20 protein-coding genes are annotated in these 20,432 nt (G+C 63.4%); 5 read left to right on the top strand and 15 right to left on the bottom strand.

Features of this window, described 5'->3' with window-relative positions; genetic code table 11:
- Nucleotides 1-5 precede the first annotated feature (5 nt).
- From AAIH46_RS14390 to AAIH46_RS14370, 5 genes are all read right to left on the bottom strand, one after another.
- Nucleotides 6-716 carry an ABC transporter ATP-binding protein gene (locus AAIH46_RS14390; protein ID WP_430306612.1) on the bottom strand — a complete coding sequence of 237 codons (711 nt, stop codon included), beginning with the start codon at nt 714-716 and terminating at the stop codon, nt 6-8.
- Nucleotides 713-1,468 carry an ABC transporter ATP-binding protein gene (locus AAIH46_RS14385; RefSeq protein ID WP_430307319.1) on the bottom strand — a complete coding sequence of 252 codons (756 nt, stop codon included), beginning with the start codon at nt 1,466-1,468 and terminating at the stop codon, nt 713-715. Before AAIH46_RS14385 ends, AAIH46_RS14390 begins: the two co-directional genes overlap by 4 nt.
- Before the next feature lie 8 nt (nt 1,469-1,476).
- On the bottom strand, nt 1,477-2,760 hold the full coding sequence (locus AAIH46_RS14380; protein ID WP_430306611.1) for a branched-chain amino acid ABC transporter permease: 1,284 nt from the start codon (nt 2,758-2,760) through the stop codon (nt 1,477-1,479).
- A gap of 1 nt (nt 2,761) precedes the next feature.
- Entirely contained in the window at nt 2,762-3,703 is a 942-nt protein-coding gene (locus AAIH46_RS14375; RefSeq protein ID WP_430306610.1) for a branched-chain amino acid ABC transporter permease, read from the bottom strand.
- Between the two features lie 74 nt (nt 3,704-3,777).
- Complete coding sequence (locus AAIH46_RS14370) at nt 3,778-5,010, bottom strand: branched-chain amino acid ABC transporter substrate-binding protein (RefSeq protein WP_430306609.1); 1,233 nt, start codon at nt 5,008-5,010, stop codon at nt 3,778-3,780.
- A gap of 286 nt (nt 5,011-5,296) precedes the next feature.
- Here AAIH46_RS14370 and AAIH46_RS14365 point away from each other — a divergent pair, with 286 nt between their 5' ends.
- A complete protein-coding gene (locus tag AAIH46_RS14365) occupies nt 5,297-6,031 on the top strand; it encodes a GntR family transcriptional regulator (protein ID WP_430306608.1) in 735 nt (244 codons plus the stop codon).
- Nucleotides 6,032-6,057: 26 nt separating this feature from the next.
- On the opposite strand, the gene AAIH46_RS14360 is transcribed toward AAIH46_RS14365, so the two are convergent.
- Complete coding sequence (locus AAIH46_RS14360) at nt 6,058-7,308, bottom strand: M24 family metallopeptidase (RefSeq protein WP_430306607.1); 1,251 nt, start codon at nt 7,306-7,308, stop codon at nt 6,058-6,060.
- A 223-nt stretch (nt 7,309-7,531) separates the two neighbouring features.
- Here AAIH46_RS14360 and AAIH46_RS14355 point away from each other — a divergent pair, with 223 nt between their 5' ends.
- A complete protein-coding gene (locus AAIH46_RS14355) occupies nt 7,532-8,467 on the top strand; it encodes a lytic transglycosylase domain-containing protein (protein ID WP_430306606.1) in 936 nt (311 codons plus the stop codon).
- Between the two features lie 125 nt (nt 8,468-8,592).
- Here AAIH46_RS14355 and AAIH46_RS14350 read toward each other — a convergent pair whose 3' ends face one another.
- A complete protein-coding gene (locus tag AAIH46_RS14350; protein WP_430306605.1) occupies nt 8,593-9,561 on the bottom strand; it encodes an alpha/beta hydrolase family protein in 969 nt (322 codons plus the stop codon).
- 160 nt (nt 9,562-9,721) lie between these two features.
- Here AAIH46_RS14350 and AAIH46_RS14345 point away from each other — a divergent pair, with 160 nt between their 5' ends.
- Entirely contained in the window at nt 9,722-10,357 is a 636-nt protein-coding gene (locus AAIH46_RS14345) for a TetR/AcrR family transcriptional regulator (RefSeq protein ID WP_430306604.1), read from the top strand.
- Between the two features lie 104 nt (nt 10,358-10,461).
- On the opposite strand, the gene AAIH46_RS14340 is transcribed toward AAIH46_RS14345, so the two are convergent.
- Entirely contained in the window at nt 10,462-11,265 is an 804-nt protein-coding gene (locus AAIH46_RS14340) for a transporter substrate-binding domain-containing protein (RefSeq protein ID WP_430306603.1), read from the bottom strand.
- Between the two features lie 167 nt (nt 11,266-11,432).
- Between AAIH46_RS14340 and AAIH46_RS14335 the strand changes: the two genes are divergently transcribed.
- The gene (locus AAIH46_RS14335; RefSeq protein WP_430306602.1) at nt 11,433-13,727 is read left to right on the top strand and encodes a putative bifunctional diguanylate cyclase/phosphodiesterase; all 2,295 of its coding nucleotides are present in this window, start codon (nt 11,433-11,435) and stop codon (nt 13,725-13,727) included.
- A gap of 21 nt (nt 13,728-13,748) precedes the next feature.
- Here AAIH46_RS14335 and AAIH46_RS14330 read toward each other — a convergent pair whose 3' ends face one another.
- On the bottom strand, nt 13,749-14,645 hold the full coding sequence (locus AAIH46_RS14330; protein WP_430306601.1) for an alpha/beta fold hydrolase: 897 nt from the start codon (nt 14,643-14,645) through the stop codon (nt 13,749-13,751).
- A gap of 318 nt (nt 14,646-14,963) precedes the next feature.
- Between AAIH46_RS14330 and AAIH46_RS14325 the strand changes: the two genes are divergently transcribed.
- A complete protein-coding gene (locus tag AAIH46_RS14325; RefSeq protein WP_430306600.1) occupies nt 14,964-15,278 on the top strand; it encodes a hypothetical protein in 315 nt (104 codons plus the stop codon).
- A gap of 131 nt (nt 15,279-15,409) precedes the next feature.
- Here AAIH46_RS14325 and arsK read toward each other — a convergent pair whose 3' ends face one another.
- The 6 genes from arsK to AAIH46_RS14295 are packed head-to-tail and all read right to left on the bottom strand — an operon-like array spanning nt 15,410 to nt 19,645.
- Nucleotides 15,410-16,600: an arsenite efflux MFS transporter ArsK gene (gene arsK / locus AAIH46_RS14320; RefSeq protein ID WP_430306599.1), complete on the bottom strand. Its 1,191-nt coding sequence runs from the start codon at nt 16,598-16,600 to the stop codon at nt 15,410-15,412.
- Complete coding sequence (gene arsH / locus AAIH46_RS14315; RefSeq protein ID WP_430306598.1) at nt 16,597-17,304, bottom strand: arsenical resistance protein ArsH; 708 nt, start codon at nt 17,302-17,304, stop codon at nt 16,597-16,599. Before arsH ends, arsK begins: the two co-directional genes overlap by 4 nt.
- Entirely contained in the window at nt 17,297-17,719 is a 423-nt protein-coding gene (gene arsC / locus AAIH46_RS14310; protein ID WP_430306597.1) for an arsenate reductase (glutaredoxin), read from the bottom strand. The genes arsH and arsC overlap by 8 nt, the downstream gene beginning before the upstream one ends.
- A 2-nt stretch (nt 17,720-17,721) precedes the next feature.
- Complete coding sequence (arsB, locus tag AAIH46_RS14305) at nt 17,722-18,762, bottom strand: ACR3 family arsenite efflux transporter (RefSeq protein ID WP_430306596.1); 1,041 nt, start codon at nt 18,760-18,762, stop codon at nt 17,722-17,724.
- On the bottom strand, nt 18,762-19,292 hold the full coding sequence (locus AAIH46_RS14300; RefSeq protein ID WP_430306595.1) for an arsenate reductase ArsC: 531 nt from the start codon (nt 19,290-19,292) through the stop codon (nt 18,762-18,764). Before AAIH46_RS14300 ends, arsB begins: the two co-directional genes overlap by 1 nt.
- Nucleotides 19,289-19,645 (bottom strand): ArsR/SmtB family transcription factor, encoded by a 357-nt coding sequence (locus AAIH46_RS14295; protein WP_430306594.1) that lies wholly within the window; start codon nt 19,643-19,645, stop codon nt 19,289-19,291. The genes AAIH46_RS14300 and AAIH46_RS14295 overlap by 4 nt, the downstream gene beginning before the upstream one ends.
- Nucleotides 19,646-20,432 lie beyond the last annotated feature (787 nt).

Genomic DNA, 20,432 nt, shown 5'->3' with positions numbered 1-20,432 from the left:
CCATGTCAGGCGACCTCAAGCCAGTTGCGGCGCACCTCGGGTGCCGCGTCGAGTTCGCCGGGCGTGCCCTGAAACACCAGTTCTCCATGGCCCATGACCATGACCTGCTGGGCGACCTTGAGCGCGATGGTGAGCTTCTGTTCGACCAGCAGCACGGCGACGCCGCGCCGGCCGATGTCGAGGATCACTTCCATCACCACCTCGACGATCTTCGGCGCCAATCCCTCGGTCGGCTCGTCGATCAGCAGCACACGGGGATTGCCGAGCAGCGACCGGCAGATGGTCAGCATCTGCTGCTCGCCTCCCGACAGGTAGCCCGCCCGGATGGCACGCCGCTCCTTCAGCCGAGGGAAATAGTCGTACATTTCTCCCACCGACCAGCGATGGGCTCCGGGCGCGCCCTTCTGGACACCCATTGCCAGATTTTCCTCGACCGTCAGGTTGGGGAAAACCAGCCGTTCCTCGGGCACATAGCCGATGCCGTGGCGGCAGATGCCGTAGGGCCGCTGCCCGGCGAGCGGCAGTCCGTCCAGCGTCACCGTTCCGGCCGTCGGCGGCACGAGGCCCATGATCGCCTTCAGCAGCGTCGAGCGGCCCGACCCGTTGCGACCGAGCAGCGAAACAATGGTGGATTGGGGGATCTCCATGTCGATCCCATGCAGGATGTGGCTCTTGCCGTAGTGGGCGTGCAGCCCCTTTACTTCGAGCAGGCTCATGACGCCTCCTGGCCAAGATAGGCTTCCTGTACGTCGCGGTTTGCGCTGATCCGTTCGGGCGTATCGGTCGCCAGGATGTTCCCGTAGACCAGCACGGAAACCCGGTCGCAGAGACTGAAGACGACGCTCATGTCATGCTCGACCATCAGCAGCGTCTTGCCCTCGGTGACCGAGCGGATCAGTTGCACGGCCTGCGCGGTCTCCTCACGGGACATGCCGGCGGTCGGCTCATCGAGCAGGATCACGTCGGCCCCGGTCGTCAAGGTCATGCCGATCTCCAGTGCCCTCTGTTCGGAATAGGTGAGATCGCCTGCCAGATCGTGACCACGCGCCTCCAGGCCAACCCGCGACAGCACCTCGGCGGTTTCAAAGTTGACCTCCCGCATGAGCGACACGGGGCGGAACAGCCCATAGCGGATCCCGTGGCAGGCAAGCACGCCGATGCGCAGGTTCTCGAACACGCTGAGGCGGTGGAAGATGTTGGTGATCTGGAACGATCGCGCCAGTCCGGCACGGTTGATCCGGTGCGGCGAGAGGCCGCCGATGCTGCGTCCGTTCAGCGAGACCTCGCCTGACGATGGCTGGAACATGCCGGAAATCAGGTTGAAGAGCGTGGACTTGCCGGCCCCGTTCGGACCAATCACCGCGTGGCGTTCACCTGCCCGGATGTCGAGGTCCAGGCCCTGAATGACCCGTATCGGACCGAACGACTTGGTCACGGCGGCAAGCCGCAGTGCCGGCTGGTCTGTCATCATTTCAGTCATACCACACCTCGCACGGAAGCAGGCTCAGCCGCGTCGCCGACGTCCTCGCTCTTGTGTTCCCACAGGGCAGCGACCCGCCGCCTCGCGTAAAAAAGGATGGCACCACCGCCGGCGAGCAGCACCAGGGGCACAAGCCAGGTGAGAATGCCGGTCGGATGCCAGTCTGCCCCGAACAGCTGGTAATCGGGCAGGCCACCGCCGGCGCTCCGACGCATCCTGGCGTATTCTTCTCCGAACAGGACGGCGACGGTCTCGGTGAGGAAGACCACGCCTGCCGTCAACAGCAGCCCTGCGCCGAGCGCCAGCAGGTAAGGCCGCGAAAGGCGTGGCCAGTCGAGGCGGTGCCGATTGTGGATGTGATGCTGCACGACACCGCCGATACCGGTCGGCGCGAAGAGCATCACCAGCACGAAGATCAGGCCCTGGTAGAAGACCCAGGATCGCGTGAGGTCGGATACCAGAAACGAGAACAGCGTGAAGGCCACGGCGCCGATCACCGGACCGAGGAAGACGGTCGAGCCGCCGACGAACGTGTGCAGGACGACCTGCGCCGAGACGTCGCTGGCAAACAGCGAGTAGTTTGCGGTTTCGTTGGAGATGGCCAGCAGCGAGCCGGCGATCCCGGCCGTCATTGCCGAGATCGAGAAGACCACCACCTTGGCGGAATGCGCATTGTAGCCGAGGAAGCGCACGCGCTGCTCGTTGTCGCGCAAGGCTAGCGTCAGCCGGCCGAACGGTGTGCGCGTATAGGCCCAGAGGCCGAGGCCGCAGAGCAGAACCCATTCGAGCGTCAGGTAATAGACCTCGATCGTCGAGCCGAAGATGATACCGCTCCAAGGCATCCTCATCGACGAGACGCCGGATTCGCCGCCGAACATCCCTTTCAGCTGCGGCGCCAGCGAGTGGAAGAGCTCGGCGATCGCAAGCGTCACCAGAGCGAAGTAGACGCCGGATCGCATCGTGGCGAAATAGCCGGCGCAAAGCCCGAGAAGAAGGCCCGCGGCGGCCCCTGCCAATGGCACCAGCGGCGTCGGGAAGGCGAACCCGCCCTCGATCGCGATCATCAGATGCAGGGCGGCGAATGCCCCTATGCCGAAATAGGCTGCGTGCCCGAACGAGAGCAGCCCGGCCTGCCCCATCAGCAGGTTGAATGCCAGCGCGAAGAGGCTTGCGATCAGCAGGTTGACGAGCGCGTTCTGCCAGGCGGCGCCCAGGAACGGTGGAAGGGCGAGCATCAGCACCAGAACGACGACAATGAAAATGTTTCGCATCGAGACCATCTCAGTTGCGCTCGCCCATCAATCCCGCCGGTCGGACCAGCAGCACGAGCAGCATCAGTGCGAAGGGGATCGTGGCGCTGATCGACGACAGTTGGAGCGTCATCAAACCACCAACCGAGGTCGCCCAGTCACCGAGGCCGACGAAGCCGAAGAGGTTTGCCAACGACCAGTCCAGGCCGACCGCGAAAGACGAGAACAGGCCGATCAGCAGCGAGGCGACCAGTGACCCCTTGAGCGAGCCGAGCCCGCCGACGACGACCACGACGAAGACGATGACCCCGAGCTCGATCCCCATGTTCGGGTTGGTCGGATAGAAGGCTCCCGCCACGGCGCCGGCCAGTCCGGCAAGTGCGGCGCCGGACCCGAAGACGAACATGAAGACGAGCGGGATGTTGTGACCGAGCGCCTCTGCCATGGCCGGCAAGCGTTCGGCAGCTCGCACGACGATGCCGGTCCGGGTCCGCGTCAGCAGCAGCCACAGGAGGGTGAACATCAACACCGCCACGCCGCCGATGAACAGCCGATAGAAGGGATAGTCGGCGCCGAAGATCTGGAAGGCGGAGAACCGCATGCCGCTCGGCATCTGGTAGTTCACCGGAAAATCGCCGAAGAACAGCTTGACCAGCTCCTCGATGATCAGCGCCAGCCCGAACGTCAGGAGCAGTTCGTGGGCATGACCGTGCGCATGGACCCGCGGCAGCAGGAAGCGCTCGACCGCCATCCCGGTCAAACCGACGAAGATCGGCGCGACGAGGATGCCTGCCCAGAAGCCGAACAGCGACGAGGCGGCGTAGGCGACGTAAGCACCCAGCATGTAGAACGACGCATGCGCGAAGTTCAGGACGCCCATCATGCCGAAGATGAGCGTCAGGCCGGCCGAGACCATGAAAAGCAGCAGGCCGTAGGTTACGCCGTTCAGCGTTGAAATGATCGCAAATTCCATGGGACTTCCGAAGTGGGAAACGGCAGAAATGGTCCGGCCGGCGGCGACGCCCGCCGGACCACGAGCTGCGTGATCTACTGCTTGGGGCGTTCCATCTTGCAGCTTTCCTGGACCGGATAGATCGCCGCATCACCGGCGATCACCTTGACTGTCTGGAAGCCCATGTCGGTGTCGTCCGCCGGGTACTTCGGCTTCTCGACCACCTTCGAGACGACCACCGGACGGATGGTCTGGTGGTCTTCCTTGCGCACCGAGATGGGGCCGAGCGGGGTCTCGTAGGTGGTGTTTTCGAGCGCCAGCGCGATCTTCGTCACGTCGATCTCACCGCCGTTGAAATTGACAGTGCCCAGCGCCTGCTGCAGCGCGCCGAGCGCGAATGCCGAGTGTCCCTCGACGAAGATCGGGTAATGGCCGGTCGCCGTCTTGAAGGCTTCAGCGAACTTGCCGTCGGTCGCGGCGTTGTCGTAGTTGTTGGCGATATAGTGGCCGAGTGCGGTCTTGCCGGCATTGGCGATGTTGCCGGGCTGATCGAGAAAGGCTGTGGCAAAGGTCACGTCCAGCCCGGCATCGCCCGCAGCCTTCATCAGCAGCAGCAGGTCATTCGACCAGTTGCCGGTAAAGACGGTGTCAGCGCTTGCCGCCCGGATCCGCGCGACGAACGGCGCGAAGTCCTGGATCTTGTTGACGTCGTGCAGCACCTCGCCGACGACTTTGTACCCGCCGCCCTCAGCGGCTGCCGCGACGGCTGCCTGCATGTCCTGACCCCAGGAATAATTCTGGTTGATGGAGTAGACGTTCTTGCCGAGATCGCCGGCTTCCTTCATCGCGCTGACCAGCGCGTTCACCCGCATCGGCGCGGTCGCGGTGTAACGAAAATGGTAGAACTGGCACTTCGCGCCGGTGAGTTCCATGGCGTCGGCGCCAAGGTTGATGAAGATCACTTCCTTGCCGGGATTGCGGATATTGTGCTTGCGCACGTCCTCGGTCAGCTGCCCGGCAATTGCTGAGGACGCACCCTGGAAGATGACGTCGACGCCATCGGCAACCGCTTTGCGGAACTTGTCGGCAGCCTCCGGCGCACCGCCGGCATTGTCGTATTCGGTGACGACCACAGGCTCGCCGTTGAAGCCGCCCGCGGCGTTGATGCGGTCCACGCCGTACTTGACGGCGTTGGCGTAGAGACGGCCCGTCGATGTCTGTGCGCCCGACAGGCTTTCGATGATGCCGATCTTCAGGGGTTCGGCGAAGGCCGAAGTTGCGCTGAGCGCCGACACGGCAGTCGCCGTGGCCAATACCAGACGTTTCATGTGTTCTCTCCTCCCAGAGATGTCTATCCGCGTGCCACCTCCGCGCTGGTCGCTCGACCTTGCGGAGCCTCCTCAGGCACTGGCCAAATCTAAACACACCCACCGACAGCTGTAAAGCTATAAGATATGTGATCACACTTGTGCTCAGCGTGGGCCGCTCGCCCCCGTTGCCTGCAACGCCAATTGAACGTAGAACCCGATTGCGCGGGAGGCTGGAGGTTGTCCGCTGTCCGTTCCTTCACAGACGCGCGACCTCTTCGACGCAGCCCAGCGAGGCCTCGAGCACGTGAACAGTTTCGATATGATGACGAAAAGCCCGAGCACGCTGGTACCGGTCGACGTGACGACGGTACAAGAGCGGGTCTACCAAAGCCTCAGGCTCGGTCTTCTGAAGGGGGAATTCCTGCCGGGCGAGCAGGTGTCGATCCGGTCGCTGGCAGAAGTCTTCGGTACCAGCCCGATGCCGGTGCGCGAGGCGGTGGCCCGCCTGATCGCGGAACGGGCCATCGAGCAGACCGGACCCCGGACGCTGCGCGTTGCACCCTATCTGGCTTCGGACCACGAAAACTATATCCGGGTGCGCATGCAGCTCGAGGGATATGCCGCGGAGCGTGCGGCGAGCGGGCCGAAGAACCCGGAGCTCATCGACGTTCTGCGGCGCCACAACGACAGCATTGCCAAGGCGCTCGAACGCAACGACTTCGACGCTGCGCTCGCCGGCAATCAAGCGTTCCACTTCGAACTCTACCGGGCCGGCGGCTATCCGCAACTGCTGGACATCATCTCGACGCTGTGGCTGCGAACCGGTCCGATCGTCGCTTCGGCGCGCAAGGACGAGGACATGTTCAGGCGGATCTTCAAGATCGGCGTCCGCATCCACGATGACGCGATCGATGCGGTTGCCCAGCGCGACAGAGCGGCAGCCCGCCGCGCCATCAATCTCGACATCCGCTCCTCGCACCTGTCGATCCGCCGCTTCTACAAGCAGCTTTCAAGCCGCCCGGCCGTCACCGGCGAGTAATCTCCGGGCGTCTTATGGCGGGAGTGTCAGCCGCGCGTCCCGGCGAGCGGATCGGCGAGGTCGACCATGTGTCGCGGCAGCGTGTTCATGCAGTCAGCGCCGCTTTCGGTGACCAGGAACTGGTCCTCGATCATCAGGGCGCCGAGCCCCTGGCCGTAGAAAGGTGCCTCGAGCGCCAGCACCATGTTCGGCTCGATGATTTCCTCGTTGCCGGCGGAGAAGAACGGCCACTCCTCGATGCCGACGCTACCGCCGACCGAATGGCCGAAATGGCCGCGATGATATTCAGCAAAGCCGTCCTTGCGCATCGAGCCGAGCATGGCGGCATGAACGGCGCCAAAACTGTTGCCCGGGCGGACAAGCTCGAGTCCCGCGGCGAAGGCGGCTTCCAGCGCCTTGAAGATGTCCTGCGCAAGCGGTGCCGGCGGACCGAAGGTGAAGGTCCGCGCCCCATCCGACGAGTAGCCGTCGACCAGCGTACCGACGTCCGCCTTGATGATCGCGCCGGGCCTCACCATTGCCTTCATGTCGGAGAGGTCTGGACCAACGGAGATGAAATCCCAGTGGCCGCTCAGGACAAAGCCATTTTCCTCCCCATAGGCTTTTGCTCCCGCCTGCCACGCCAGCGACAGATCGGCCAGACGCGCGCCGGGGCTCACGGCTGCCGCCATGCGCAAGAGGCCTGCTTCGGAAGCATTCGCCGCCCGCCGCAGTCTCTCGATCTCGCCCGGCGTCTTCACCGCTCGCAGGCGGCGCAGGACCAGCGATCCGTCTGTCCATCTTATGTTCGGAAGCGCATCCTGTAGCGCCGCGAAATCGGCCGCCGGCATGAATTCGAGATCGACACCGATGGTCGCGCCATCAAGACCGTGCTCACTGAGGATGTCTCCGAGAAGGCCGAAACTGGTGGAGCGATCGAAGGTCTCGGGGCGCGGTCCCACGACGCCCTGTCGCCGATAGGCTTCATCGACCTCTGCAATATGTCCCGCGCCACTGACATCGAGCATGTCGATCCAGATGCGGTGGACGCGCAGATCCACATCCGGGGCCGCCCGCTGCACCGCACCCGCAGCGTGGTCGCTGACGACTGTCGCAAGCTTGGCCCGGCTGTCTGCCGGCACCACTGCGATCGCGGCCCCTGCCCGGCCCCACATGGTCGCGACGCCGGCCGAGGCACCGATCGCATAGCGGAAGGCCTCCGGCTGGAAGAGCACCAGCGCATCGAGATGTGCCGCCCGCAACAGGCGTTCTGCATGATGTCTGTCGATATCGCTCATTGCTTCCACCTGATCCTGTCCGCGGGAAGAATTAGCGGCTGCAAGCAGCAGACGCCAGAGCCGAAGCAGTCTCTGGAATCCGAGCTGACGCCGGACTGCGGGAAGCTCGAGGCGATTGCTAAAGCCTGGCGGGACCCTAAGTGTAGCGGAAACCTCCGGAACGCGGGCAACACATGCAGCCGAGACCACAGGCAATCGAGACAGCCGCAGCGGAAGGCGGCAGATGATCGGTATCCGCCGACGGCTCTGTGTTCGGCCGGCGATGTGCGCGCTGACCGGAATCCTCGTCCTTGGCACGTCGGGCATCCGCGTCGCAGCCACGCCGGAAGAACCACCAGAATGCCTCTATGAGCGCGGGAGTGACGACGCCCGCATCTGCATCCGCCGCGACCATTTCAACACCGACCTTTGCCGTACCATCGAGCGGTTCGCCACATCGCACGATCTGCCTCCCGCCTTCTTCGCCCGGCTGATCTGGCGCGAAAGCCTGTTCCGACCCGAGGCGGTCAGCCCGAAGGGTGCCGAAGGCATCGCCCAGTTCATGCCCGAGACCGCGCGCATGCGGGGCCTCGCCAACAGCTTCGATGTCATCGAGGCGCTCGAGGCCTCCGCCGCCTATCTGAAGACTCTGCAGCTCCGTTTTGGCAACTTCGGTTTTGCCGCCGCAGCCTATAATGCCGGAGAGAACGGCCTTGCCCGCTTCATCGCCTCAGAGCGCCTGCCGATCGAGACGAGGGATTACGTCTTCGCCATCACCGGGAACACCATCGAGACATGGCGAGACGCACCACCGGACGTCGCGGCACCGGCGCTCGACGACACATTGCCGTTCGAAGAAGCCTGCAGGGTTCTGGCCGATACGCGCCGTCTGCGCGAACCCGTGCTTGCGGGCTCTGCCGACTGGTCGCCCTGGGGCGTCCAGCTTGCAGCACATTACAGGCCGGCGGTCGTCAGTTCCCTGTTCAACCGGGCGATGGGCTCACTGCCGGAACCGCTGCGCGCCGAGCGCGCCCTGATCGTCAGACAGCGTGGCGGCAACTTTGGGTCCCGGCCGCGTTACGCAGCAAGGATCGGCCGCGAGACAAGACAGGAGGCGGCAGAGCTCTGCGCAAAAATCAAGGCGGCATCGGTCCCTTGCACCGTCTTCAGAAACCGCTAGTCGAGACCTCTTCCCTCGTCCTGGACAACTGGAAAGGACGCAAGGCTGACACCTGCGTTGCGTCCTTTCTTTCTATGTCTTGGGCAGTAACCCGATGATGCCGGACCATTCGCCCGGCGATGCGATTACTTCTGCTCGACGCGCCCGTGAGAGCTCGCATGGGTTTCGAGCGCTCGGCAGGCATCTGCCCATGCCGTGTCGTCCGCGTAGAGAGACGAACGGAGATAAGCCCATGTCAGCCGCTGCACCACGGCCAGCCGGTCGGGGTTCTCGTCATCGGTTTCCTTCGCATCATAGCCGGCGACGCCACCCAGTCCGTGCTTGCCGCCGAAAAGGGTGAGCAACGCATCGCTGCCGGGACCGGAATGGTAGGCATCGGCATGCCACTCGGCACCGCGGACGTTCAGATGGGGCGAAACATCGCTGTCGCCGACGACGACCAGCGTCTTCGTCTTCATCTGCCCGTAATCGGGATTCATCGAGGTGTAGTTTTCGGCTGCAAACGTGCTCAGGCTGTCGCCGCCATTGCCCGGAGCAGCCAGAAGCACGCCGGCCTTGATGCGCGGCTCTACCATGTTGACGTTCTGTGCGGCCTCGTCCTTCGTGTCGGTCAGGAGCGCACCGAGCAAGATGCCGGCCGTCTGCCCGCCGAGGGAATGTCCGACGACTGCGATCCGGCTCCGGTCGAGCCGGCCGGCGATCACCGGCGCCTGGGCTTCGATCTCATCAAGCTGGTCGAGGATGAGCTTCATGTCGTCGACGCGCGACCGCCAGAACAACGGGCCGCCCGGCGCATCCGGCCCGAGCCCCGCGACCTTCGAGTTGACGTGGGTGGGCTGGATGACGACGAAGCCATGCGCCGCGTAGAAATCAACGAGAGGACCGTAGCCGTCCTTCGACGGGATGTAGAGCGACGGTCCATGTCCGTGCGACAGCAGAATGATGGGCAGGTTGTTGCCGGTCATCGGCGCGGTGACCCGCATCTCTAGCGGCAAGCCGCGAGCCGGCGCCGCAAGTGTCACCGGATTGATAGAGACGGTAGGAACGGCATCAGTGACGGGGATGTGGCGGGTCTGGTCAATCAGATTGTTCATGCGACTTTCCTTTGTCGTGTAGCCAAAGCGTGGCGATTGGCGTATTCCTATCGAAACGGAACTACGATCCGGAATATGTGGACCGTTGTTCCGCTTACAGGATAGATACGGAACGTTGATCCGCTTAGCAAGGGCGTGACGGCGATTTTTGGTGATATCGATGAAGTCCGCAGACCATTTAGAGATTTCGCCGACCGAGGTGTCCGACGGCAACCAGCCGCAGAGGCGGATCCGCGCCGATGCTCTGCGTAATGAGGATGCCATTCTCGAGGCTGCCAAGGCGCTGTTTAAAACCGCAGGCGTCGACGCGCCCGTCCGCGAAATTGCCACCAAGGCAGGCGTCGGCATCGGCACACTCTACCGCCGTTATCCAAACCGTTCGGATCTGGTGGCCGCCGTCTTCCGCCGGGAGGTCGATGCCTGTGCCGCGCAAGCCGCGCAGCTGGCGGCCGCGCTGCCGCCCGAGGAGGCCCTCGTTGCCTGGCTGAAGCATTACACCGACTTCATCGGCACCAAGCGCGGTCTTGCGGCGGCGCTCCATTCCGGCGATCCGGCCTTCGATGGCCTGCCCGGCTATTTCAGGGAAAATTTCGAACCGGCACTCAAATCGCTGCTCGATGCGGCAGCGGAGGCCGGACAGGTTCGCGGCGACATTGCCGCCTACGATCTCTTGCGCGCAATCGGCAATCTCACGGTGGCATCCGGCGAAAACGCCGCAGCTCATACGGCGAGCATGGTCGGCCTGTTGATCGATGGCTTGCGGTTCGGCGCAGCAGAGCCCTCAAAGGGCGCATGACTCCTGGCTGTCTCAGCACCAAGAGCGTCGTACGACGGCCGTAACCTGACGACGGCGGGCGTGCAGGCCATCGGTCCCGCGCCGCCTCACTGCCGCCGCTCACCTCACCGGATCGAGAACGGAAAGTATTTCGCGTTGATCGTGTCGTAGGTGTCGTTTGCCTGGATGGCGTCCAGCGCGGCGTTGAATTTGGCAAGCAGCGCGTCGTCGGTCGGGCGAACCGCGATCCCCGCCCCATCGCCGAAGTACTCGGCGTTCTTGATGTCGCCGCCCTTGAACTCGCAGCAACTTCCGGCCTTCGTATTGGCGAGCCAGTCATAGACCGCGAGCTTGTCCTCCAGGATGATATCGACCGTTTCGTCGGCCAGTCCCTTGTAGAGGTCGGGGCTCGCCGGAAAGACGGTCGTGGAGACGGATCCGTAAAACTGCTTGGTATAGGCCTGCTGCGAGGTTGCCGATGTGACGCCAAGCTTTAGATCCTTCAGGTCATCCGCCGAGGTGCCGGTCACTGCTGATCCCTTGCGGACGATGAAGACCGACGGGCTATCGTAGTACTTCCGGGTGAAGGCGACCTTGGCACGTCGCTCGGCGCTCATCGACATCGAGGAGACGATCGCGTCATACTGTCCGGAGAGGAGATTGGGGATCATGCCCGTCCATTCCTGGATCACGAACTCACACGTGAGTTCGGCAGCCTGGCAGAGTGCCTTGGCAACATCCACGTCGAACCCTTGGAGCTGATTGGCTGAATCCAGATAGTTGAAGGGCGGGAAAGCACCCTCCACCGCAATCCGCACGGTGCCGGCCTTTGGCGCGGCGCTTGCGGCTTGGGCTCCACCACATGCAAGGTATGCAAGACAGCCGAACGCGGCAAGCCTGAGCAGGGTGACGGATTTCGATCGCAGCATCAGGAGCCTCGTGGTTTGTGAGAGGGTGTGCAGCGATCACTCGCCGTTTCAAGAACAAGCAGAACACGAATTGATTAAACCGCATTCTATTTCTCTGGTTGAATTCGCGATTCCTTCAAAAGACTTTCGTAAACAATAGAGGGCAGGATGGGATTGGGAGACCTCACGTGCCTGCTGCTGAACCATCGAGCCTCATCGTTCAAAAAACCGCCTGGACGTCGTCCGGCGCGCTATTGCTGCTGCTTGCGATCAGTGGACTTGCCATCCTCGGGCTGGTTTTCCTTGCAGCGATCTGGGCCGGTACGCAAAGCGACGCAGTGGCGCTCGATCGGCAGCGTCAGTTGGTCACCGGCCGCCTGCGGGACCAGGTGCAACGCGTGTCGCAGGAAGTCCAACTGATCGGCGCGGGCTACGCCTCGCTGTTGCGGACGGACACTGCGTTTTCCGACCGGGACGCAATCTCCGGCAATCGTTCCGTTGAGGCGTTCGCGCATGTTGCAACGACCGTCTTCGGCTACAATGCGGCTTTCCTGGTCGCACCCTCTGGCGAGCTTGCGCTGCCGACCGATCCGGAAAGCGTCCGGCGGTTCAAATGGGTCCGACCGCTCCTCCAACCCTTGATACGGGATCTCGAGACCAAGCGGAAAAGCGCGCCAGAGCACGCGCCCTCCACTCCTGAACCCAGCCAGGTCGAATTGCTGCGACTGGAAGGCCGTCCGTCGGTTGCGGGTATCGTTTCGCTGTCGGACGTCGCCTTGGCCGACCGCTCTCGCGGCAACCAGTACTACCTGATCGTCTTCCGCTTCCTCGACGGCGATACGCTCGATGAAATCAGCCGCGAGCAGGGCCTCGCCGCGGCGCGATACGCCCGGACTGCCGATCAGGAACACAACGAGGTTGCCTACCAGATAGAAGCGACGGCGACTGGCGAACCAATCGGCTTCATCATCTGGGAGCCGGACCTGCCGGGTTCGCGTGTCATCGGCTGGTTGGTGCCCGTGCTTTCGGCAGCCGGCCTGGTGATCGCGGTGCTGTTTCTGGCGCTGGTGGCCCGGCTGCGGCGCAGTCTTCGGGAACTGAGCGTCAGCGAGCAGCATGCGCGACATCTGTCGGTGCACGACGTTCTGACCGGGCTTCCGAACCGTGCCTTGTTCGCGGCCTCGTTCGAAAGCTGTCTGGCCGCCGTGGGTTCGGACAATGACCGTGGCGCCATTGCTCTGGTTGATCTCGATCGGTTCAAGGAGGTCAACGATACCTACGGGCATGCCGCCGGAGACGAACTGCTACAGGCTGTCGTCGTCCGGATCAGCGCCCTCATCGGCACGCGCGACGTCTTTGCCCGTTTCGGCGGCGATGAATTTGCGCTGCTCTTGCCGGCCATCGGTGCAAGCGGCGACGGTCACCTGGGGATCTGCAGGAATGTCATCGACAGCATCGGACAGCCGTTCAAGCTTCAGACCGGGGATGCCGTCGTCCAGATAGGATGCTCGATCGGCGTTGCCGTCTTCAATGAGGCCAGCCACGCTCCGAGCGAAATCATGCGGCGGGCTGATGTCGCCCTGTACGACGCCAAGCACGGGGGTCGTGGCCGGGTGATCGAATATCATCCATCGCTTGATCACCGGATCGTCGAGCGCGAGAACCTCAAGAACGAGCTTCGCTTTCTGCTGGAGGAACACGACGAAGAGCTTCCGGTCGCGGACGATCCGCCCGCCGGTCCCGTGGGCCGGCTGGAAGTCTTCTACCAGAGCATCCATCGCTGCAATGAGAGCGCCGATCTGGTCGGCGCCGAGGCGCTCGTTCGTTGGCGCCATCCGACGCTTGGGCTGCTTGCGCCGGATCGCTTCATCGAGATTGCCGAAGAGACCGGCATGATCGGGCCCTTGGGGGAATGGGTTCTTCGCAGCGCTGCTCTGGCTGCGGCGAGCTGGGCGATCGAGGTGTCGATCGCCGTCAATGTCTCGCCATCGCAGATCCGCCATCATGACTTCGAAGCCCGTGTGCTGAAGATCCTGCGCGAAACAGGCCTGTCACCGTCAAGGCTCGAACTGGAACTCACCGAGGCATCGGTGTTTGACGTCGATGAACAGGTACAGGCGACGTTGAGGCGACTGCGACTGCATGGGATCAAGATCGCCTTGGACGATTTCGGAACCGGATTTTCCTCGCTCAGCCATCTCCTCCAGCTGAATTTCGACAGGATCAAGATCGACCGCTCATTTGTCAGCCTGCTGGGCAGCAAGGCGGAAGGCACCGCCATCGTGTCTGCGGTGCTCGACCTCAGCCGCACGCTCGGCAAGGAGACGACGGCAGAAGGCGTCGAAACGGAGAGCCAGAGGGATTTCCTGGCCGCCGCCGGATGTAGCCACCTGCAGGGTTATCTGTTCTCCCGCCCGGTTCCACTTGCCGAGTTTGCCGCTCGGCTTCAGTCGATACGGTCAGACCGCCCGACCGCGATCTGACCAAGGCTTTCAGCCGCCGGATCAGCCGGTCTCATCCGATTGGCCCGGATCCGGCCGATCCAGTTCATGGTCCTCCCCGAGGAACCGCAGAAGGTGGCCGTTCACCCATTCCGGCTCTTCCAGGTGAAGCCAATGCGTGGCGCTCCTGTGCATCGACATCCGGCCGTTCGCACATTGGAGCAGGCTTGCCTTGGCGAGTTCCGGATCCAGCGCATGATCCTTGCACCCCCAGAGGATGAGCGTCGGGGGCACGATCCGGCCAAGCGCCTGACGCTGTCGCTGAACAAGCGCCCGGTAATAGTTGAGCATTGCCCGCAGGCGGCCCGGACGCGACCACTGCTCCACATAGCGAGCGAGTTCACCTTGCGTGAACGTGCCTGGCCTCGACGTAGACATCAGCGCATGGCAGAGCAGCCGATAGCTGCGCCTCGACAGCGCCACCTCCGGCAACAATGGGATCTGGAAGAACCCGACATAGGCGCTACGCATCAACTGCGAAGGTCGCCTGAAGATCACCGGAGACATCACGTCGAGATGCGGTGCGTTGAGGATGACCAGCCGCTTCACCAGAAGCGCATGGCGCGCTGCAACTGCCCAGGCGACGATGCCGCCCCAATCATGCCCGACAAGATTGAAGCGCTCGAGGTTGAGCGCTTTGGCAACAGCCACGACATCCTCGACCAGCCGATCGAGGCTGTATGCGTCGATCTCGGGCGGCGCGTCGCTCTCGCCGTAGCCACGCATGTCGATGGCCACAACCCGGAAGCCGGCGCCGGCAAGCTCCGCCATCTGCTTGCGCCAGCCCCACCAGAATTCCGGGAAGCCGTGCAGGAGCAGCACCGGGTCGCCGTTCGCTGGGCCGTCGCAGACGCAGTGGATCCGCATTCCGCCGATGTCGATGAGCTTCTCGTCTGCCATGTGGATGACTTGACTTTCCGGATTGATCGACGCGGTGACCAACCCGCAAATGCCTCCGGCGTTCCTCGGGTCAGCTGTTTTTCGTCGACGCCACTGGCTATCGGGCATTCCAACATGCCGACGCGAGGCGAGATCGGGCCTCCCGGCCGGACGATAGCCACTCTCGCAGAAGCATCCCGCCAGTGGGGATGATCGATCCGGCTGAGACGCCAACGTGTGTCTGCGGAACCCGTTGACCAACAAGAGGGCTGCGTCTTCGGCCGCTCTTGACCTGCCGCTTGTGACGGCCATCTTGCGTTGATCGAACAGGAGATGCGTGTGACCCAACCCAATGGCCTTATGCAGGAGCTCGTCCGGGCAGCGACCGAGACCGGCAATGTCCGCGATCAAGAGAAGCGGCGGCTTCTTGAGCGCGCAGTTGTCGCTATTCGCGATCTGCGGGATGAGATACAGCGCTGGCCCGGGCCGCATGTGGTCGACGCTGTCGATGGGCTCGAGCGGACGGCGGCACTGTTGCGCGAGGATGACGCGACGGAAGAGCAAGTCCAGGCGGCCCTGCTCGACGCTGCCGACATGATCCGCGACCTGCTTGTCGTGCGCGAGGTGGGGACGGAGCCGAAGATCGAAGAGTAGGGCAGCGTATCGCTGCCCTGATCCTTCGACGTCTGCAACAGGGCGGGCGCCAGCGGGGAACCGTCAGCAACTGAGATCGATCTGCACGTCGGTCATCCCTGTCGCGCCGGGGCGCGTCACGCGCGTATCACTCATCGATGAGGCTTGCTGAACCGCCCTAAAGCGACGAATAGCGCCAAGGCCATCAATCCGAGCCCGACGATGCCGACCAGCGATATCCAAATCCCCAGCCATTCCATTCCGAGCGCCATCACGAGCGGCGCCGAGGCCGAGACGATGAGCCGTGCCGCCATCATCTTGCCTTGCAGCTTTCCGTAACCTGCGCTGCCGAACAATGTCAGTGGCAGTGTCCCGGTCACGATGCTCAGCAGACCATTGCCCATCCCGAAGACGATGGCGAAGATCATGGCGCCGGGTATCGCCGGGGCGGTGGCGAGCAACAGAAGAGCGCCGGCCGGAATGAGCGTGGCCGAGATGATGGCAAGGTGCAGCGCGTCGAGGCGTCTGCCGAACAGCATGTTGATCAGCCGGCTGGCAACCTGGGACGGACCAAACAAGGCACCGACCATCGCGGCCGCTGAGCCTAATCCGAGCCCCGCAAGCAGCGGAACCATGTGCACCAGCACCGAGGCGCTGGCGAGGTACTGGATGGCGAACGCCGTGGTCATCAGGGCGAAGCCAATCGGGCGGCGTGCCGCTGGCAAGGAACCCGGAACTGCCGTCAAGGGATTGGCGGCCGCCTGTCTGCGACTGTGCATCAGCCCGAGAGACAGCCAGGCATGGATTGGCAGGCAGACCAGCAGGTTCAGTGCGGCAAACACCAGATAGACGTCCTGCCAGGACAGGTGGGCGTGCAGAGCCGCCGTGATCGGCCAGAAGATCGTCGAGGCGAAGCCGGCGATCAGGGTCAGATAGGTGATGCTCCGCTGCGCCACAGCCGGCCGGAGCTGAACCAACAGCGCGAACGCTGCGCCGTATTGAACGAGATTGGCCGAGACCTCGACGGCGATCAGAGCCGCCGCGTATGTCGACCTCCCGGGAGCGCAGGCGCAGGCGACCAGCGCCAGTGCGGCGACCGCGGAACCCATCGTCATCACCCGCCCTGCCCCGATCCGGTCGATCAGCACACCGAGCCAGGGCGCCGTCAAGCCGCCGATCATGAGGGCGATCGACAGCGTGCCGAAGATCCATTCCGGCGACCAGGAAAAGCTTGCCGCCATATCCGGTGCCAGGATGCTGAAGCTGTAATAAAGGGTGCCATAGCCGATGTTCTGCGTGACACCAAGGGCCAGGATGGCGGCGACCGGCAGCCGCTCGGTCATATCGAGTTGAGGCTCACGCGTTGCTCAAGCTTATCGGCATTCTCCTTCCGCTCGCTGTAGCGGTCGGTCAGATAGGCCGAAGCATCACGCGTCAGCCATGTGAACTTCACCAGCTCTTCGCAGACGTCGACGACCCTCTCATAGTAGGCAGAGGGCTTCATCCGGCCCTCGGTGTCGAATTCCTGAAAGGCTTTCGCCACCGACGACTGATTGGGAATGGTGATCATCCGCATCCAGCGGCCGAGGACGCGCAGCTGGTTGACGGCGTTGAACGATTGCGACCCGCCCGACACCTGCATGACAGCCAGCGTCTTGCCCTGGGTCGGCCGGACCGAACCGACCGAAAGCGGGATCCAGTCGATCTGCGCCTTCATGAGGCCGGTCATGGCACCGTGCCGTTCCGGGCTTATCCAGACCTGGCCTTCCGACCAGGCTGACAGCTCGCGCAGCTCCTGTACCTTGGGATGGCTGACCGGCTCGGCATCCGGAAGCGGCAGACCCGCGGGATCGAAGATCGTCACCTCGCAGCCCAGGAACTCCAGCAGCCGGGCGGCTTCCTGCGCCAGGAGGCGGCTGTACGACACGGTGCGGAGCGACCCGTAGAGGATCAGGATGCGCGGCTTGTGAGTGGAGAACGCCGGGCGCAGGGCATCGAGATCCGGTCGGCGCAGATGCGCCGGATCAGCCGCCGGAAAGTCAGTCAATGCGTTTGCCCTCCGCGTCGAGAACCTGTTCGCCGTCTTCCTTGGTGAACGGCCCCTTGTGGGTGTCCGGCAGAATGTCGAGAACCATTTCCGAGGGCCGTGTCAGGCGCGTCCCCAGAGGCGTGACCACAAACGGCCGGTTGATCAGGATCGGGTGCGCCAGCATGGCGTCGAGCAGCCGATCGTCGGTGAGCTCTTGGTTATCGAGGCCGAGTTCCGCGTAGGGCGTGCCCTTCTCGCGGATCGCCTGGCGCACCGTCAAGCCGGACGCAGTGATCATCCTGAGCAGCTGGTCGCGGGACGGCGGTGCCTGAAGATATTCGATGATGGTCGGTTCGATGCCTGCGTTGCGGATCAGCGCCAGCGTATTGCGCGACGTGCCGCAAGCCGGGTTGTGGTAGATGGTGACATCCATGATCATACCTTCGTGGTGGTGGCGGGGGCGGTTCGAACGGCGGCGCCGCGCTCATACCAGCCCTTGCTGCAGTTGACGATCCAGACAACCGACAGCATGACGGGCACCTCGATCAGCACACCGACGACGGTGGCCAGCGCCGCCCCGGATTTGAAGCCGAACAGGCTGATGGCAGCCGCCACCGCCAGCTCGAAGAAGTTCGAGGCGCCGATCAGCGCCGAAGGACCCGCCACGCAATGGGCTTCGCCGCTCGCCCGATTGAGCAGGTAGGCAAGGCCCGAGTTGAGGTAGACCTGGATCAGGATGGGAACGGCCAGCAGGCCGATCACAGCCGGCTGGGCAATGATCTGCTCACCCTGGAAGCCGAACAGCAAGACGAGCGTCAAGAGAAGCGCCACCAGTGACACCGGCTGCAGGGTCCCGGCCAGGCGGTTGACATCGGTGATCCGCCGCAGGACCTGCGCGGCGATGACCGGCAGGATGATATAGAGCACGACCGAGAGGATCAGTGTGTCCCAGGGTACGGTGATCGCCGAAAGTCCGAGCAGGAAACCCACGATCGGTGCGAAGGCAACGACCATGATGGCGTCGTTCAGCGCGACCTGCGACAGGGTGAAATTCGGCTCGCCTTTGGTGAGGTTCGACCAGACAAACACCATGGCGGTGCACGGTGCCGCGGCCAGGATGATCAGGCCGGCAATGTAGCTGTCAATCTGGTCGGCCGGCAGATATGCGCGGAACAGCCAGCCGATGAACAGCCATCCAAGCAGCGCCATCGAGAACGGCTTGATCGCCCAGTTGATGAACAGCGTGACACCGATCCCGCGCCAGTACCGGCCGACCTGACCGAGCGCGCCAAAATCCACCTTCAGCAGCATGGGAATGATCATCAGCCAGATCAGCACTGCCATCGGCAGGTTGACATTGGCGATCTCAGCGCCGCCGATCACCTGGAAGACGCCCGGCATCGCATGCCCGAGCGCGATCCCGGCAAGGATGCAGAGGAACACCCAGACGGTCAGATAGCGTTCGAAGGTCGACATCAGGCGACCTCTCCGTTCGGCGACGTCGACCCTTCCATCGCACCGATCCCGCGCAGTTGGGTTGCCAGTGCAAGCCTGTCGATGGAGGCAAGCGGCAGGCTGATAAACGCAATAATCCTGTTCTTCAGGAAGCGGGCGGCCTGCGAGAACGCCTGGCCCCTCTCGATCAGGCTGCCTTCGACGGCCGCCGGATCCTCAACGCCCCAGTGGGCTGTCATCGGATGGCCGATCCAGACCGGGCAGGCCTCTCCGGCCGCCTTGTCGCAGACCGTGAAGATGAAATCCAGCTGCGGCTCACCCGGTTCGGCAAACACATCCCAGCTCTTGGAGTTCAGACCGGCAGTGTCATAGCCGAGGCCGCGCAAGGTATCGAGCGCCAGCGGGTGCACCTCGCCCTTCGGATGGCTGCCGGCAGAATACGCGTGGAAGCGGCCCTTGCCTTCGGCGTTGAGGATCGATTCCGCCAAGATCGAACGGGCGGAATTGCCGGTACACAGAAACAGGACGTTGTAAACGCGATCGGCCGTCATTGCAGGTTCTCCTTCGGGGCTGGCGCGCAGCAGGCGGCCAGATCACTGACCGGTGCACAGATGTCCGGATGGCCGGCGCAGCAGTCCTCCAGAAGGAAGCGCACCAGTGCGCCGAGGCCGTCGTAGTTGGCGGTGTAGATGATGGAGCGGGATTCACGCTGCTGGTTGATGAGCCCGGCCCGCTCCAGCTCCTTCAGGTGGAAGGAAACGTTCGATGGCGAGACCTTGGCCCTCTCGGCGATGAGGCCGGCGGCTAGTCCGTCCGGCCCTGCCACTACAAGCATCCGCACGATGTGCAGACGGGTTTCCTGCGACAGTGCCGCGAACGACAGCAGGGCTTGGCGCTCTTCCATTATTCTACAATCCTTGAAATATTGAAATAGTGCTTACCGCAGATGAGCGCGGCCGGCAAGAGTGTGCCGGCCATCAGGCGGTCTGCACCGGACGAACCCTGCGACCGGTCTTTGTGTGCGAACTGGCGCAGCGACTGCGGTGACCGACGCCCGCAGGCAGGAGGTGGCTGGCATCGATCGAAATCGCTCGGACACGCAACCGGCGCCGGGCTGCGGTCTCAAGCCGCCGCTATGGTTCACTCCGCACCCGCCGCTACCAAACAGAGACAGCAGCCAAAACCCGCGGGAGCGAGCGCGAGACCGGCTCAAATGTGGGAGAAGGTCAGTTCAGGTCAACAAGGCCGGACCATACGGCGATGGCAAGTTTGCCGAGAACTCGACCGTCGGCAGCCTCTCCGTAATCCTCCCGTTGATGCAGACGTTGCAGGACTACAGCGCCGGCGTGCGAGAACCGCCCGCAAACGGGTGCGCCCGCTGGGCAAGGGCGGGTATGTCGAATGTTGGGGCTGCTGGGGAGGCGAAGCTGGATGCCGGAAGGGCTGCGCGCTGTCGTGGAGGAGACGGCGGGCTGACGAGCACAAATATAGTTGTGTGGTCGTGTATCACACGGGCCGTCGCGGGTCGGTGCGGCTATCGGCACGCGGTTTAGCCTCTGGGCCTTTCTGCTGAGTTGAGCGCAATGAGAGCTTCAGGCCTGGCGATCGGGGAAATGCCGGCACTTGTCCGGCGATGTTTGCGGTTTGGCTTTTGGTTTGGTGTTTTTTGGGGGATTTGGTTGGGGGGCTTG

Origin of the sequence: Rhizobium sp. 0TCS1.26 (assembly GCF_050455525.1) — a bacterium.
Taxonomy (GTDB): Bacteria; Pseudomonadota; Alphaproteobacteria; order Rhizobiales; family Rhizobiaceae; genus Neorhizobium.
The sequence above is the reverse complement of the archived record's forward strand: the minus strand, read 5'-3'. Positions and strand labels throughout refer to the sequence as shown.

What these genes read in the sequence shown, in the direction of transcription:
- AAIH46_RS14390 (WP_430306612.1), bottom strand. Translation starts at nt 716, where the DNA reads ATGAGCCTGCTCGAAGTAAAGGGGCTGCACGCCCACTACGGCAAGAGC.
- AAIH46_RS14385 (WP_430307319.1), bottom strand. Translation starts at nt 1,468, where the DNA reads ATGACAGACCAGCCGGCACTGCGGCTTGCCGCCGTGACCAAGTCGTTC.
- AAIH46_RS14380 (WP_430306611.1), bottom strand. Translation starts at nt 2,760, where the DNA reads ATGGTCTCGATGCGAAACATTTTCATTGTCGTCGTTCTGGTGCTGATG.
- AAIH46_RS14375 (WP_430306610.1), bottom strand. Translation starts at nt 3,703, where the DNA reads ATGGAATTTGCGATCATTTCAACGCTGAACGGCGTAACCTACGGCCTG.
- AAIH46_RS14370 (WP_430306609.1), bottom strand. Translation starts at nt 5,010, where the DNA reads ATGAAACGTCTGGTATTGGCCACGGCGACTGCCGTGTCGGCGCTCAGC.
- AAIH46_RS14360 (WP_430306607.1), bottom strand. Translation starts at nt 7,308, where the DNA reads ATGAGCGATATCGACAGACATCATGCAGAACGCCTGTTGCGGGCGGCA.
- AAIH46_RS14355 (WP_430306606.1), top strand. Translation starts at nt 7,532, where the DNA reads ATGATCGGTATCCGCCGACGGCTCTGTGTTCGGCCGGCGATGTGCGCG.
- AAIH46_RS14350 (WP_430306605.1), bottom strand. Translation starts at nt 9,561, where the DNA reads ATGAACAATCTGATTGACCAGACCCGCCACATCCCCGTCACTGATGCC.
- AAIH46_RS14345 (WP_430306604.1), top strand. Translation starts at nt 9,722, where the DNA reads ATGAAGTCCGCAGACCATTTAGAGATTTCGCCGACCGAGGTGTCCGAC.
- AAIH46_RS14340 (WP_430306603.1), bottom strand. Translation starts at nt 11,265, where the DNA reads ATGCTGCGATCGAAATCCGTCACCCTGCTCAGGCTTGCCGCGTTCGGC.
- AAIH46_RS14330 (WP_430306601.1), bottom strand. Translation starts at nt 14,645, where the DNA reads ATGGCAGACGAGAAGCTCATCGACATCGGCGGAATGCGGATCCACTGC.
- arsK (WP_430306599.1), bottom strand. Translation starts at nt 16,600, where the DNA reads ATGACCGAGCGGCTGCCGGTCGCCGCCATCCTGGCCCTTGGTGTCACG.
- arsC (WP_430306597.1), bottom strand. Translation starts at nt 17,719, where the DNA reads ATGGATGTCACCATCTACCACAACCCGGCTTGCGGCACGTCGCGCAAT.
- arsB (WP_430306596.1), bottom strand. Translation starts at nt 18,762, where the DNA reads ATGTCGACCTTCGAACGCTATCTGACCGTCTGGGTGTTCCTCTGCATC.
- AAIH46_RS14300 (WP_430306595.1), bottom strand. Translation starts at nt 19,292, where the DNA reads ATGACGGCCGATCGCGTTTACAACGTCCTGTTTCTGTGTACCGGCAAT.
- AAIH46_RS14295 (WP_430306594.1), bottom strand. Translation starts at nt 19,645, where the DNA reads ATGGAAGAGCGCCAAGCCCTGCTGTCGTTCGCGGCACTGTCGCAGGAA.